16 protein-coding genes are annotated in these 13,380 nt (G+C 67.8%); 5 read left to right on the top strand and 11 right to left on the bottom strand.

The window, feature by feature from the left end; translation table 11 throughout:
- Nucleotides 1-2: 2 nt before the first annotated feature.
- The 4 genes from FHR72_RS16590 (at nt 3) to FHR72_RS16575 (ending at nt 2,416) form a co-directional block, all read left to right on the top strand.
- Nucleotides 3-548, top strand: a complete 546-nt coding sequence (locus FHR72_RS16590; RefSeq protein ID WP_183469958.1) for a carboxymuconolactone decarboxylase family protein — start codon at nt 3-5, stop codon at nt 546-548.
- A 98-nt stretch (nt 549-646) separates the two neighbouring features.
- Entirely contained in the window at nt 647-1,924 is a 1,278-nt protein-coding gene (locus FHR72_RS16585; RefSeq protein WP_183469956.1) for a cytochrome P450, read from the top strand.
- Nucleotides 1,921-2,112 (top strand): ferredoxin, encoded by a 192-nt coding sequence (locus FHR72_RS16580; protein WP_183469954.1) that lies wholly within the window; start codon nt 1,921-1,923, stop codon nt 2,110-2,112. Before FHR72_RS16585 ends, FHR72_RS16580 begins: the two co-directional genes overlap by 4 nt.
- A 19-nt stretch (nt 2,113-2,131) precedes the next feature.
- Nucleotides 2,132-2,416 (top strand): DUF1330 domain-containing protein, encoded by a 285-nt coding sequence (locus FHR72_RS16575; RefSeq protein WP_183469952.1) that lies wholly within the window; start codon nt 2,132-2,134, stop codon nt 2,414-2,416.
- 171 nt (nt 2,417-2,587) lie between these two features.
- Here the strand turns inward: FHR72_RS16575 and FHR72_RS16570 are convergent, their stop codons facing one another.
- The 10 genes from FHR72_RS16570 to FHR72_RS16525 all read right to left on the bottom strand — a co-directional run bounded on the left by FHR72_RS16570 (nt 2,588) and on the right by FHR72_RS16525 (nt 11,986).
- Nucleotides 2,588-3,364: an alpha/beta fold hydrolase gene (locus FHR72_RS16570; RefSeq protein ID WP_183469950.1), complete on the bottom strand. Its 777-nt coding sequence runs from the start codon at nt 3,362-3,364 to the stop codon at nt 2,588-2,590.
- Nucleotides 3,365-4,570 carry a cytochrome P450 gene (locus FHR72_RS16565; protein ID WP_183469947.1) on the bottom strand — a complete coding sequence of 402 codons (1,206 nt, stop codon included), beginning with the start codon at nt 4,568-4,570 and terminating at the stop codon, nt 3,365-3,367.
- Nucleotides 4,567-4,767 carry a ferredoxin gene (locus FHR72_RS16560; protein WP_183469946.1) on the bottom strand — a complete coding sequence of 67 codons (201 nt, stop codon included), beginning with the start codon at nt 4,765-4,767 and terminating at the stop codon, nt 4,567-4,569. Before FHR72_RS16560 ends, FHR72_RS16565 begins: the two co-directional genes overlap by 4 nt.
- Before the next feature lie 63 nt (nt 4,768-4,830).
- Nucleotides 4,831-6,033 (bottom strand): cytochrome P450, encoded by a 1,203-nt coding sequence (locus tag FHR72_RS16555; RefSeq protein ID WP_183469944.1) that lies wholly within the window; start codon nt 6,031-6,033, stop codon nt 4,831-4,833.
- Between the two features lie 124 nt (nt 6,034-6,157).
- Nucleotides 6,158-6,946: an NAD(P)-dependent oxidoreductase gene (locus FHR72_RS16550; RefSeq protein ID WP_183470247.1), complete on the bottom strand. Its 789-nt coding sequence runs from the start codon at nt 6,944-6,946 to the stop codon at nt 6,158-6,160.
- 40 nt (nt 6,947-6,986) lie between these two features.
- Nucleotides 6,987-7,805: an NAD(P)-dependent oxidoreductase gene (locus tag FHR72_RS16545; RefSeq protein ID WP_183469931.1), complete on the bottom strand. Its 819-nt coding sequence runs from the start codon at nt 7,803-7,805 to the stop codon at nt 6,987-6,989.
- The gene (locus FHR72_RS16540) at nt 7,805-8,680 is read right to left on the bottom strand and encodes an alpha/beta hydrolase (protein ID WP_183469929.1); all 876 of its coding nucleotides are present in this window, start codon (nt 8,678-8,680) and stop codon (nt 7,805-7,807) included. Before FHR72_RS16540 ends, FHR72_RS16545 begins: the two co-directional genes overlap by 1 nt.
- Before the next feature lie 4 nt (nt 8,681-8,684).
- Nucleotides 8,685-10,331, bottom strand: coding sequence for a thiolase C-terminal domain-containing protein (locus FHR72_RS16535; protein WP_183469927.1), 1,647 nt, complete (start codon nt 10,329-10,331; stop codon nt 8,685-8,687).
- A 60-nt stretch (nt 10,332-10,391) separates the two neighbouring features.
- Nucleotides 10,392-10,685: a ferredoxin gene (locus tag FHR72_RS16530; protein WP_183470245.1), complete on the bottom strand. Its 294-nt coding sequence runs from the start codon at nt 10,683-10,685 to the stop codon at nt 10,392-10,394.
- A gap of 8 nt (nt 10,686-10,693) precedes the next feature.
- Nucleotides 10,694-11,986: an NADH-ubiquinone oxidoreductase-F iron-sulfur binding region domain-containing protein gene (locus FHR72_RS16525; RefSeq protein WP_183469925.1), complete on the bottom strand. Its 1,293-nt coding sequence runs from the start codon at nt 11,984-11,986 to the stop codon at nt 10,694-10,696.
- 20 nt (nt 11,987-12,006) lie between these two features.
- Here FHR72_RS16525 and FHR72_RS16520 point away from each other — a divergent pair, with 20 nt between their 5' ends.
- The gene (locus FHR72_RS16520) at nt 12,007-12,483 is read left to right on the top strand and encodes a hypothetical protein (RefSeq protein ID WP_183469923.1); all 477 of its coding nucleotides are present in this window, start codon (nt 12,007-12,009) and stop codon (nt 12,481-12,483) included.
- A gap of 8 nt (nt 12,484-12,491) precedes the next feature.
- Here the strand turns inward: FHR72_RS16520 and FHR72_RS16515 are convergent, their stop codons facing one another.
- Entirely contained in the window at nt 12,492-13,373 is an 882-nt protein-coding gene (locus FHR72_RS16515; protein ID WP_183469921.1) for an alpha/beta fold hydrolase, read from the bottom strand.
- Nucleotides 13,374-13,380: the final 7 nt, after the last annotated feature.

The following is a 13,380-nucleotide window of genomic DNA, read 5'->3' as shown; positions in this document are numbered from 1 at the left end:
CGATGCCGATTCCCGAGCAGCCGAGGGTCGCCCCTCTCCCGGATGACCGTTGGACCGACGAGAGCCGAGACGCGGTGAGCCCGTTGCTGCCCGTCGAGCGGGCCAACCTGCGCGACGCGGGCAACATCCTCGGCACTCTCGTCCACCACCCGGCCCTGACCCGGGCGTACCTCACCTTCAACGCCCACCTGCTGCTGGGATCGACGCTCTCGGCCCGCGCGCGCGAAGTGGCACTGCTGCGCGCGGTGCACGTTCGCCGGTCGGACTACCTGTGGGACCACCACGTCCCGATCGCCCAGCGCGCGGGCATCACGGCGGCCGAGATCGAATCGATCCGGTCCGGCGACCCGCAGGACCCCGTCGACGCGCTGCTCGTGCGGGTGGTCGACGAGCTCGAGGCGTCCAACGCTCTCGGCGACGAAACCTGGTCTGCCCTCAGGGAAGTTTTCGATGAGCGCCAGGTCATGGACCTCGTCTTCACCGTCGGGTGCTACCAGCTGCTGGGTACTGCGGTGAACGTCCTGGGCATCCAGCCCGAAGACCACTGACGGGTGCCCTCGTTGACGCCGCGCGGCGGGTATGAAAACCTGATACGCAATATTGAGAATCGCGTTCTCGCAGCGAGAGACCGTCGAACGGAGCAAGCATGGCGGAAGACCTCACCACAGTCGACTTCTTCCGGGACAGCCGGCTGACGGACGACCCCTACACGTTCTACGAGGCGCTGCGGAACAAGTGCCCCGTGAGCCGTGAGGACCACTACGGGGTCACGATGGTCACCGGCTGGCAGGAAGCCGTCGACGTCTACAACGACTCCGAGACGTTCTCGTCCTGCATCTCCGTCACCGGACCGTTCCCCGGGTTCCCGGTGCCCCTGGACGGTCTGGACGACATCACCGACCTGATCGTCGAGCACCGGGACGAGATCCCGTTCAGCGATCAGCTGCCGACGCTCGACCCCCCGACGCACACCAATCACCGTGCCCTGCTGATGCGGCTGATCACGCCCAAGCGCCTCAAGGAGAACGAGGACGCGATGTGGCAGTTGGCCGACGACATCCTGGACGACTACCTGGCCCCGGGGCAGGGTGAATTCATCAAGGGCTTCGCGGGCCCGTTCACCCTGCGGGTGATCGCCGACCTGCTCGGCGTGCCCGAGGAGGATCGCCCCGAACTGCTGGAGAGGCTCGCACGCGGCACCCACGGCAGCGGTCTGGGCAACGCCGAGAAGACCCTCACGAAGACGCCGCTGGAGTACCTCTACGAGGTGTTCGCCGAGTACATCGAGGACCGGCGCTCCCAGCCGCGCGGCGACGTGCTGACCGGACTGGCGACCGCAACGTTCCCCGACGGCACCATGCCGGAGGTGGCCGACGTCGTGCGCGTGGCGACCAATGTGTTCTCCGCCGGCCAGGAGACCACGGTGCGGCTGCTCAGCACCGCGCTGAAGGTGATCGGCGACAATCCCGACATTCAGGCCAAACTGCGCGAGAACCGCGATCTGCTCGGCAATTTCATCGAAGAGTGCCTGCGCATCGAAAGCCCCGTGAAGGGCGACTTCCGGCTGTCGCGGGTGCCTACGCAGGTGGGCGACCAGGCGCTCGGAGCCGGCTGCACGGTGATGGTGATCAACGGTGCGGCCAACCGCGACCCGCGGCGTTTCGAGGACCCGGACACGTTCGATCCGGAGCGCAAGAACGCCCGGCAGCATCTCGCGTTCGGTCGCGGGATCCACAGCTGCCCCGGCGCTCCGTTGGCGCGCGCCGAAACGCGGGTGGGGCTGGAACGTCTGCTCGATCGCACGACCGACATCCGCATCTCGGAGAAGGTGCACGGCCCCCGGGGCGAGCGCCGCTACTCCTACATCCCCACCTACATCCTGCGGGGGCTGACCGAGCTGCATCTGGAGTTCGACGTCCGATGAAGGTTGCGGTCGACGAGGATCGTTGCGCCGGCCACGGTATGTGCCTCACGTTGTGCCCCGAGGTGTTCGAGATGACCGACGACGGCTGGGCCGTCGCCGATCCCGGGGATGTGCCCTCCGAACTCGAGAGCGCCGCGCGCGAGGCGATCGACAACTGTCCTGAACGAGCAATCAGCGAAATCGACTGAGCAGAAGAAAGGTTCACCAGTGGCCAAGGCCTATGTGATCATCACCGAAGACATCAAGGACCCCGCAGGGATGGCCGAGTACGGCAAGCTCGCCAGCCAGACCATGGGCACCGCGAAGGTGCTGGCGTTCGGCCCGCCCACCGAGACGCTCGAAGGGCAGTGGCACGGAACGCAGACGGTGCTGCTGGAGTTCGAGTCCGTGGACGCGGCCAAGGAGTGGTACTACTCGGACGCCTACCAGGAGGCGCTCAAGCTGCGGCAGGCCGCGGCGGACTGCCACGGCGCGATCATCGCGGGTTTCTGATCCGGCGCTGAGCGCCCTCCGCGTGGCGGGCACGTCGCGGGCCCGCCGCGAGCGCGCGTGTCGCGCCGGCTACCGCGGCGCGTCCGTGTGCAGACACGCGCGCTCGCGGTGCCGGCGGGTCGGCGGGTCGGCGGGTCGACCGGTGCCGGGGGAGCGGCGGGGAGCTGGGGGTCAGTACGGGCTGAGCGGGGCGATGGGAGTCGTCGTGGTCGCGTGCACGAGAAGCTCGGCGAGTTCTCGTGGGCGTGACAGGAACGGCGAGTGGGACGCGTCGATGCTCAGCTGCTCGACGCCGAGCCTGCGGGCGACGGTGTCGGCCAGCCAGCGCGGCATCGACCGATCCTGTTCGCAGACAATGAAACTGCGGGGCAGGTCAGCAGCCCAGAATGCCGGGACCGACACCGGGGTCACCGTGGTGTCGCCGAACCGCTCGGGACCGAGCCGCTCGAATGCCCAGCGCGCCGTGTCGTCGTCGCAATCGTGGTAGAAGTATTTCCTGGCCCCGTCATAGTCGGCGAAGGTCATCGCGCCCGATTCGTCGAAATGTAGGTAGCCCAACATCTCTCCGACGTCGCCGTCGAACTCCTCACCCAACTCCTGGTCGTCGTCGCGCATCGCCATGGCCTCGGGGTAGGTGCGGCCCTCGCGGGGCAGCGCTGCGGCGAGATAGATGATGTGGCCGACCAGATCCGGCCGGGCATCGGCGGCCAGCGTGGCGTCGAAGCCGCCGCCGGAATGCCCTACCAGAACCGACTTCTCGTCACCGGACCGCATCGCCGCCACGACCGCATCCCGGCGGTTGGCCAGCGTCGAATCCTGATCGACCAGCGCCCCGTGGCCCGGAAGGTCGACCGCGACCGCGGTGTGCCCCAGGCTGCGCAACTCGTCGACGGTCCGCTCCCAGCACCAGGCGGCATGGAAACCGCCGTGCACCAGGACGAAGCGCATCTAGTCGAGGACCCGCACCGGCACGTGGGACCAGCCGGCCACGTTCTGCATCGCGACCCGGCGGCAGTCATCCCAGAGGACCTCATACCGCGGCATGAAGTCGAGCAGTCTTTCCAGGGCGATGGCGCTCTCCATCCGGGCCAGCGCGGCACCCAGGCAGCTGTGCACCCCGTAACCGAAGCCGAGGTTCTGGGCCTCCGTACGGTCCCGGTCGATGTCGAACTTGTCGGCGTCGGTGAACGCGTCGGGATCCCGGTTGGCCGAACCGCCCAGCAGGAAAACAGGTTTGCCCTCGGGGATCGTCACGCCGTGCAGAGTGACCTCACGCATCGAGCGCCGCACGTTGTACTGCGCCGGCGCCTCGTAGCGCAGCAGCTCCTCGACCGCGGCCGGGATCTTGCTGCGGTCGTCGAGCAACTTCTGCCACTGATCGGGGTTCTGCGCGAAGGTGACGGCGGCATTGCCGATCAGCTTGGTCACCGTTTCGGCACCCGCACCGCCGAGAAGCGTGGCGAAGCCGGCGATCTCCAGGTCGTCGAGACGTTCCTTCTGGCCATCCTCACGCTCGATCTCGGCCTGCACCAGCCGGGTGAACATGTCGTCCTGCGGCTCGGCCCGCCGCTGCTGGATGATCTCGAAGTACAGACCCATGGCCTCGGCGATGGCCTGCTGGCCCTCTTGTGACATCTCGATCTGCCCGGGCTCCCGGTGCAGCGACGTGTCGACCCACTGGCGCACCTGCTGCCTGCGGTCCTCCGGCACCCCGAGCATCTGGGTGATGACCTCGACCGGGAAGAACGCGGCGAATTCCTGCACGACGTCGAAACGTTGCGGATTCGCCGCGGCGAAGCACCGGTCGATGGTTTCGACGACCATCGGTTTGAGGTTGGCGATCTGACGCGGGGTGAAGACCTTGTTGACCAGGCTGCGCATCTGCCGGTGCTCCGGCGGGTCCATCAGGATGATCATCTTCAGCGGCAGCGGTTCGCCGGACTTGACCATCGCCAGATCGAGACCGTACGCCGAGGAGAAGGTCTGGTGATCCTTGAACGCGGCGGCGACGTCCTCGTGCCGCGACAGGGCGTAGAAGTCGTGCTCGGCGTTGTAGTAGACCGGCGCCTCGGTGCGCATGCGCCGGTACAGATCCCACGGTCCGTTGAAGAACTCCTCGGAGAACGGGTCGAAGACGAGCTCTGCGGTGGTCATTCGTCCCGCAGCGAGATCGCCTGCCGCGGGCACTGCCGCACGGACTCCTTGACCTGCTGTTCGTTCTCGGGCGTCACTTCGTCCTGCAGCACGTGTAGATAATCCTCGTCGTCTAAGTCGAACACCTCGGGGATGATGCCCATGCACACCCCGTTGCTCTCACACAGGCCGAAGTCGACCTCGATCTTTTGTGTCATGCGCGATCCCGCTCCGCTCCCCGCTGTGTCATGCGCGAACCCGCTCCGCTCCTCGCTGTGTCATCAGCGCAGCACCTTCACCGGGACATGGTGATACCCGGCCACGTTCTGCATGTTCGTGCGCTTGAGGCCGTCGAAGTCGACCTCGTAGCGCGGCATGAAATCGAGAAGGTACTCGAGGGCGATCGCGCTCTCCATGCGTGCCAGCGCCGCGCCCAGGCAGCTGTGAATGCCGTAGCCCAGGCCCAGATTCTGCGACTGGGTGCGGTCGCGGTCGATGTCGAAGGTCTCGGCGTCGTCGAACGCTCGCGGATCGCGATTGGCGGAGGCGCCCATCAGGAAGACCGGCTTGTGGGCCGGCACCGTTCCGTTGGGCAGCTCAACCTCACGAAGGCTGTACCGGACGTTGTACTGCACCGGACCGACGTAGCGGAGCAGCTCCTCGACCGCGGCGGGGATCTTGCTGCGATCGTCGAGCAGCTTCTGCCACTGCTCGGGATGCCGGGCGAACTCGACCACGGCGCTGCCCATCAGCTTGGTCACGGTTTCGGCGCCGGCGCCACCCAGAAGCGCGGTGAAGCCGGTGATTTCGATGTCGTCGAGTTTGCGCATGGCGCCGTCGGGGCCGGGGATCTCCGCGGCGATCAGGCGGCTGATCATGTCGTCCTGCGGATTCTTGCGGCGTTCCTGGACGAGTCCGTAGTAGTAGATGCCGGACTCGATGTTGGACTCCATGGCCTCGGCGGTGAGCTCGTTCTCGCCCGGCTTGCATTCCAGGCCCTTGTCGATCCAGTGCCGCACCTGCTGGCGGAATTCCTCCGGCACGCCGGCCATCCGCGTGATGACCTCGACGGGGAAAGGCCCGGAGAAGTCCTGCACGACGTCGAAATGGTCCGGATCGACTCGGCTCAGGTAGTGCTCGACGAGTTCGACCACGGTCTCCCGCTGCTTCTGGATGGCCCGGGGGGTGAAGGCCTTGTTGAGCAGGCTGCGCATGTGCCGGTGGTCCGGGGGATCCATGAAGATGATGGATTTCTGCGGCACCTCGCCGGAACGGATCTGGGCCAGATGGCACCCCCGGGCAGACGAGAAGGACTCGTGGTCCTTGAACGCCGCGGCGACGTCGGCATGCCGGGTCAGCGCATAGAAGTCGAGTTCTTCGTCGTGATAGATCGGTGCCTCGTCGCGCATGCGGCGGTAGATCTCATACGGATTGTCGAAGTACTCCTGGGCGACCGGGCTGAAAACCAGTTTGGGCTTGGTCACTACGTCCTCCTCGGGCCCGTTCGAAGAGCCACAAACGTTACGGAAGGCTGTTTCCCTGTAACGAATCCAGTATGGGACATATAGTCTCGGAAGTCAGCCGAATAGGCAATGGTGCGCAGCCGTGTCACGGCGCCGCCGCATTCACCAGGCGATCGAGGGCGCCGAGGTCTGCGCCGAGCTCGCCGGCAGTCGCGCGGACGACCGCGACATCCTTGCCGATGAATTCCCCGACCCTGTCGAGGAAGGCCTGCGCCGACCCCGCGGCCGCCACCATCGACAGCACCCGGCTCTGCGCACTGCCGTGGGTGAGGGCGGCGAGCAGGGGAGCCTCCTCGACCCCGAGCTCCGCCCCCAGTCGGACGCCCTCGGCCACCAGACCGATCTGGGCCGCGAACAGGGTGTTGTTGATCAGCTTGACGAGCTGTCCGGTGCCGGTCGGCCCGGTGTGCAGGATCGGGTCCCCGTAGGCGGCCAGTACCGGACGCGCATGTTCGAGGGCGGCGGGCTCACCGCCGACGAACAGCGTGACGTGGCCCGCCTCGATGTCGTGCGGTCCGCCGCTGACCGGTGCGTCGAGGACGTCGACGTGGACAAACCGGGCCGCGATCGCACGCGCGGTGGCAGGGCTTCCAGTGGTGTGCAGAATCAGGGCCGAACCCGGCGACATCCGTTCGATCAGGTCGCCGCCGAGGCAGAGCCCCTCGACCTGGTCGTCGGTGAACACGCACACGACCACCGCCTCGGCGCCGTCGGCTACCGCCGCCGGATCTGACACTGCCTCGGCGCCCAACGCCTCGACCGCGGAGCGTTTTTCGACCGACCGCCCCAGCGCCCGGACCTGGTGGCCGGCATCCGCCAGGCGGGCCACCATGGGCGCACCCATCCGGCCCGCCCCCACGAACCCGACCCGCATCAGGGCCGGGCTCCCGTCGAGGCCGGGCGATTCCGCGAGATCACCGCCGATGGTCCATCGACTCCAGTGCCGCATCCGCAGCGGTGAACACCGCGCCCTCGGCCACCTTGGCTGCCGCGGCGAGGCTCGCCGCGTGCCGAACGTCCTTCTGCAGCAACGCTCCCGCGATCGGCGCGAGACCGTCGAGCGTTCCGCCGAACATCGAGATGCTGCCCACCGCCTTGCTGGTGGCCGAGCCGCGGTGCAGCACCTCGACGAGCTTGTCGCGTGGGATGCCCAGCGATTCGCCGAGTTCCAGCGTGCTCACGGCACTACCGAGGTTGGCGCTGAACAGCAGGTTGTTGAGGATCTTCGTGTTCTGTCCGCTGCCCAGCGGACCGAGGTGAATGATCGGGTCGGCATAGGTCGCAAAGACCGGCCGGCAGCGCTCGGCCACCTCCTCGTCCCCGCCGACCATCACCAGCAGGGTGCCCTGCTCGACCGCGGGTCCACCACCGCTGACCGGTGCATCGATCACCGAGACGCCCTGCGCTGCAGCCTTTTCGGCGATCTCGCGGCAGGTGTCGGGATGAACCGTGCTGTGGATGGCGATGATCGCTCCGTCGGCCAGCCCCGCCAGCACGCCTGTGTCCCCGTAGAGGACCTCGCGGACGTCGTCGTCGCCCACGACACACAGGCAGACCAGGTCGCTGGCGGCGCCGAGCTCGGCGGGTGTCGCCGCCGACTTGGCGGGTGTGTCGGCGTAGGGCTCCAGGCTGGCTTCGCGCCGCGCCCACAGCGTGGTCTCGAAGCCGCCCTCGGCGATCTTTCGCGCCATGGGTCCGCCCTGGCTGCCCAGTCCGATGAAACCGACGCGCATCAACCCGCCTCCACTTGCTCTGGCTCGCGACCGTGTTCGCCCGCGATGCATTCTTCGAAGAACGACAACACCCTGCGGTGGTAGCCACCCGCGCTCAGGCCGACGCTGAGGTTGTGGCCGCTGTCCGCCATCCTGTTCACCCGCACGCCGGGCGAGGAGCCGAACAACTCCACGACCGCCGCGGCGGCGTCCGGCCCGGATTCCCACACCTTCTCGTGGTCGGCGATGCTGAACTGCACCGGGACAGACACTTTCGAGGCCAGAGCGGGGAAGTCCCGCCGCGCCCAGTTCGCGGTCACCTCGCCCTCGTAGGCCACACCCGGTGCCGATAAGGCGCCGGTGAGGACCTCGTCCGGATAGAGCCGGGCGGGCTCCCACAACAGGTCGCGCAACCCGGCCGGTCGAGATGTGACCGTCGCCTGCCCGATGATGTCCCTCGCCGAATCGCTGTACCGCAGACCGGTGCCCGCCAGTTCGACGCCGATCACGTCACCGCGCTCCGTCGTCATCCGAACGGCCAACTCACAGCCCGCCGAGTGCCCGACGAGAGCCAGGCCGGCCCCGCGCGGGCCGTCGCCGAGAATCTTGTCGACGGCCCCGAGCGCCGAGGACACGCGGCGGGCAGGGTCGGTGAAATCGCCGGCATAGACCGCCGACGTTCCATAACCGGGTCGGTCGAGCGCGATCGCGGTGAAACCCTCTGCTGCGGCGGTACGCAACAGCGAAAGCTCCGGGTGGCCCGGGCAGTCGAAATACGCCGCCGACGTCGCGCCGCCGTGCACCGCCACCAGCACCGCGCGCGGGTCGGGGACCTGCGCGACGAGCGCCGACATCGGCACACCGTCGACCAGGACGACACGGGGACGGACCGTCATGACCTCAGGCCCCGCTGCGCAGCAACAGCACGCCGCTCGGAGTCAGGCCGCCGCTGCTGACGACGGCGACCCTGGCATCGGCGACCTGACGCTCGCCGGCCTCCCCCCGCAGCTGCGACACCGCCTCGTGCACGAGGCCCATCCCGTGGGTGCGGCCGTGGGAGAGCTGGCCGCCATGGGTGTTGAGCGGGATCACGCCATCGCGGGCGATGGCGCCGCCACCGTCCAGGAAGTCCTTCGCCTCGCCGATCCCGCAGAAGCCCAACGCTTCCAGCCACGACAGACAGTTGAACGTGAAGCCGTCGTAGAGCTGCGCGACGTCGACATCGTCGGGGCGCAGCGAGGTGCGCGTCCACAGGTGCGCGGCCTGCCCGAGCACCTGCGGCTCGTGGGTCAGCGTGGTCTGGTCCCAGTCCGTGCGCTCGATGATCTGGGTGCCCACCGCCTCGAAGTACACCGGCGGCTTCGGGCAGTCCGCAGCGGCGTCCACAGCCGAGACCACCACGGCGACGGCACCGTCGCAGGGCACGTCACAGTCGTACAGGCCGAACGGTGTGGTGATCGGCCGGGCGTTGAGGTAGTCGTCCATCGACATCGGATCGCGGTAGATCGCCGTCGGGTTCAGCGCCGCGTTCGCACGCTGGTTCAGCGCGATCCATCCGAGGGTCTCCCTGGTCGTGCCGTAGCGGTGAAAGTGCCGCTGCGCGTTCAGCGCCAGAGTGTGCGCGGCCGACGTGGCACCGAACGGCGCCTGCCAGCTGTTGACCCTCGTGCCGCCGGGCGGCGACACCTTGCCCTCTTTCATCAGCTGGTTGAACGTCGCCTCCCACAGCGTGCGGAAGCACAGCACGTGGCGGGCCATACCGGTCGCCACCGCCATCACCGCGGCGATCACCGACCCGCCCGGTCCGAAGGTGTCCATGCCGCCGTTGATCCACGTCGGCCGGATGCCCAGGGCGCCCTCCAGCGCGGTCACCCCGCCTTCGCCCATACCCATCGCGTCCATCGCGGGATACGTCGACAGGCCGTCGATGTCGGCCAGGGTCAGCCCGGCGTCGGCGATCGCCGCCTCGCTGGCCTCCAGCGTCAGCGACAGCGGAGACACCATCAGACGCCGGCCCATTTTCGACGCGCCGATCCCGGTGATGGCGGCGGCGTCCTCGAACTTGGCTGTGGTCAGCATGGGCCGGACGAAGGTCGCGAAGTCCTGCGGGGCGATCTCGTCCTGGGGAAGCGGCGCGGTCTCGGGTTCGGACGTCGGGCGGAACAGCGGCAGCCATACGTCGTCGTTCTGCTCGAAGACCACCTCGACAACGCGCCCCAGTTCCAGCTCTTCGGGGTCGCAGTCGATGATGTTGGTGGTCAACCGGACTCGCGGATCTTCCTCGATCGCCACCTGCGCGACGACATACGGCGGCTGCAGACCCGGGATGGCGAACCGCTGATTGACGGTGAACGCAGAGAGCACCGCCCGCCCCGACACGTCGCGCACGCCCATGTTGTGGCTCTTGCAGTAGCGGCACACCGGCTGCGGCGGGTGGATCAGCGACGCGCAGTCGCCGCATTCCTGGATGCGCAGAACCCCGTCGGCGCCGGCTGTCCAGAAGAATTCGTTGTCGAAGGTCAACTGCGGCAGTGGAAGCCGACTCATCTGTTCCCTCTGCTCTTCGCGCAAGCGCTCATCTGTTCTCTCTGCTCTTCGCGCAAGCGCTCATCGGGTGAAGCCCCACTCAGCCTCGTTGTCCTCCGTCTTCAGCTTCTCCAGGTCGGGCTCCCTCAACGGCGCGATCGGCGTCGGGTCGGGGCGGCGCTCACCGATCCTGATGATCGCGTGCACGGGGCAGTCGAGGAGCGCGCGCTGAACCGCGTCGCGGTCCTGCTCCGGGATGTTGCCGTCACCGACCAGCACTGCGTAACCCCAGTCGTCGAGCGAGAAGTACTCGGGGGCGTGCTTGGCGCAGATGCCGAACCCGTCGCACAGCGTCCTGTCCAGCTTGACCCGCATCTCGTCGCTCACAATGCCTCCACCTCGAACGGCCGCTGCGCCGTGAATGCGCCTCTCCTGCACGACGGACATTGATCATCCAGGTGCCGGGCCACGTGATCCGGGAACATCGCGAGCATGCTGGCGGCGATGTTGCACGCCGCGTCCAATGTGGCGCACGCACCGCGACCACGCAGCACCATCGACCACCGTTGCAGCCGTGCGACGTCGTCGGCGTCGGCGACGCCGTCACGCAGAGCGCCGGCCGCGGCCGCCATCGCCGCCGTGCCGTTGAAGCAGCTGCCGCACTGATCGGCGTTCTCGCGATCGTAGTAGTCCAATACCGACGCGGCCACCGCGATCGGGCATTCGTCGGTGATCACCGAGACGGCGCCGCAACCCAGGCCGCTACCCAGCGCGCGCAGCGATTCGTGGTCCATGGTGCCGTCCACGATGCGCCGGTCCAGCAGGCCCGCGAAGTAGCCGCCCATCAGGGCCCCGTGCACCTGGTCGGTCGAAATCCCGTGCAACTCGATCAACTCCGCCGCCGAGGCGCCCAGCGGCACCTCGTAGAGCCCCGGCGGCCTGCCCCCGCCGGTGATGGTGGCCAGGAAGGTGCCGGGGGAGGCGTCGGTGCCCACCTCGCGGTACGTCGCGGCGCCGTGGAGGTGGATGAAGGGCAGGTTCGCCAACGTCTCGACATTGCTGACGACGGTGGGCAGCCCACCCACGCCCTCCTCGAAAGGGCGCGGCGGTTTGTCGGTGGGCTTGGCCGGCCCGCCGTTGATCGCGCGCACCGCGGCGGACTCCTCGCCGGCGACATAACCCGGGGCCACGGTGAACACACCGACGGTGATGCCGTCCAGCGATTCGGGCGCGACGTCGTCGAGAGCGGACTGCACGACCTGCGCCGAGGTGACGTCCGAGACGTAGATGTGCGCATGGCGAGCCCCGATGATCCGGGCCGCCAGGCGTACACCGTCCAGGACCAGATGCGGCCGATGACGCAGCAGCCAGCGGTCTTTCACCGAGGCGGGCTCACCCTCTTCGCCGTTGGCCACCAGAACGGTGTCCTGGCCCCGCAGCGACGCCGTGCGCACCGTGGTCAGCTTCACCGCCATCGGGAACGCGGCGCCGCCGCGCCCCACCAACCCGGCACGTCCGATCTCGGCCAGGAAGCTTTCGTCGTCGCTCTGCGGTCGGTACCCGCCGGCGGCGAGGTAGTCGGCGACGGACTCGACACCGTCCCCGGTACGCAGCAGCCTCGGGGTCAGGCCGGGCCAGATGGTTACGGTCAGTTCGGTGTTCATGGCCGTGCTCATCTCCGGCTACCCTTCCCTGCATGCGAACTGCGGTGGTCCGTGTCGGCGTCGACCAGGCCGGGGAGCTCTCCGCCGATCAACTGACGGCCGGTATGGCCGAACTCGCGCGACTGGCCACCGAGGCGGGCGCCGAACTGATCGACAACAACCTGGCTGCGCTGCCACCGAAGCGGCGAGAGGTCGAGATCCTGATGCGGGGGGACGATCCGCAGGCTCTGCAAGCAGCCGCAGTTGCGCTGTGCGCGAGGACTTTTCCGGCGGAACCGGTGCTGGGTGTGCTGACCTTCGTCAGCCACGGCACCGACGACGACGCCGCAGGCGTGCTCGCCGGTTTCGGCGTCACCGGGGTGATCGACCGGACGCCGGGCGGGCAGGGCTGGGACATCATCACCGTGACGCTGCGCAAGGCCGACCTCGCGCGTATCCCGGAGAGCCGCATTCACACCGCACTGGAGGCCTCGACCAACTGCGAGGTCCGCATCGTCGCGGCGGAGTAGTCCGTCCATCAGCGTCCCAGGAAATCCAGAATGGGCGGCGCGGCCTGCACCCATGTGTCGAACATGTTGAACCGCTTGACCTTTCCCGACGCCCGCGCCTCGCCGGCACGCTCCCACGCGTCCTCGGGCCACGGCGGGTCGATCATTTTCGAGCCCTTGATCAGGCAGCTGATCTCCAGCGACGTGCGCTTCGGGTGGTCCAGGTCGTTCTCACCGCCGCGGATGATCAGCGTCGGCACGGTGATCCTGTCGAACATCTCGTCCTCGACACCGGGGATGGTCTGCCCGGGTTTCGGTACGAACGCGTTGAGCCAGCGCAGCATCAGCTTCAGGAACGCGTCGGGATCCTGATCGAGGATGCGAGCCTCGTTGTCCGGGTTCTCGGCGATGCGCTCCTGCCATTCGCCGATCTTGGACACCGCCTTCATGCCCGCCCCGCGCACGGCCAGGATGCTCGGGACGATGTAGTAGGAGCCCAGGACGAACGAGCCGTACACCCCGCCGACGATGTTCCACACCACCAGCTTTCGCACCAGCTCCGGGTACAGCATGGTGGTGAGCATCGAGTCCCGCGCGCCTCCGGAGCCGCCCAGCAGGATCACCGGTCCGATGTCCAGCGTGGTGATCAGCTGCTGGAGCGTCTCGGCGCGCATATGAGATTCGCTCTGTCCGTAGAACTGCACGTCGGACTTGCCGCAATTCGGCCGGTCCCACAGCAGAACGCGGTAGCCACCGTCGACGAGCTTCTTGGCCAGCGGCCGCAGGCCCGGGATGTCCTTGCTGAACCGCCCACCGGGGGTGAGCACGATCAATTCGGCGTCGGTGTTCCTGGCGCCGAGGATTTCATAGACGACGTTCCCGCCGTTGATCTCGATCTTCTTGTTGGGCAAGGTTCCT

The organism is Mycolicibacterium iranicum (genome assembly GCF_014190915.1).
GTDB lineage: Bacteria > Actinomycetota > Actinomycetes > Mycobacteriales > Mycobacteriaceae > Mycobacterium > Mycobacterium iranicum_B.
The sequence above is the reverse complement of the archived record's forward strand: the minus strand, read 5'-3'. Positions and strand labels throughout refer to the sequence as shown.